The sequence below is a fragment of the Vibrio sp. 1288 genome, assembly GCF_033344475.1.
In genome coordinates this window covers 1-754 of sequence record NZ_JAWPOX010000420.1, presented here as the reverse complement: position 1 = coordinate 754, position 754 = coordinate 1, and the positions used below count along the sequence as shown (strand labels likewise).

Genomic DNA, 754 nt, shown 5'->3' with positions numbered 1-754 from the left:
ATCTAGCTCTTCAACCGCTTGAGAAGCAGATTGAATCTCATTCGACAGATTTGAAATCGAATGAAGCGTATTTTCGACTTTCACTTGGCCTGATTGAGCCACACTACGTGCATCATCCGTCTGTGTGCTTGAGTCGTGAGCCAGTGTCGCAACTTCACGAATCGTTGACGCCATCTGCTCCGTTGCACTTGCAAGAGAGTTGAGGTGTTCTTGTTGTGTCGCAGAAATTTCAGAACTGTGGTGAATCGATTGATTCAAGTCCGAGCTGATTTGCTGCATAAGAGCGACAGACTCTTGGATAGATTGAACCATTTTTTGTTCACGCTCCGCGACTTTATCAATCGTGATGGCGATTTCACTGAACTCATCACGAACAGGGAAGAAATTCATCCGCGCGGTTAGGTCGCCATCAGCAAGCGTGTTTAGCGCCTTGTTCATGGTGAACATTGCGCCACCGATGAACGTCATGATGTAGTAAACACCCAGCGCGAGAACAAACAAGCTCACGCAGATGATGCTCACTTGAGTCATTGATAGGGCAGTCCACAGAGAAAGCTCATGATTTGCAACCAAACTGAATGCGCCATTCAATACCGATACAGATTGCGGTCCTGTGCCAATAGAGACTGTCTCTGAACCCGCAATAAGATTTGCTACTTGAGCTTGAGAAAGATTGCCAGCCTCTATCAGCCCTTTCATGAGCATCAACTCTTCCTGATACATACCTGAGATCAGAGAATTAGCCGCGCTATTG

At 46.7% G+C, this 754-nt stretch carries 1 protein-coding gene; it reads right to left on the bottom strand.

Annotated elements, in window-relative coordinates; translation table 11 throughout:
- The coding region (locus tag R8O11_RS27155) for a methyl-accepting chemotaxis protein (protein ID WP_318194868.1) at positions 1–754 on the bottom strand (754 nt) is incomplete at both ends.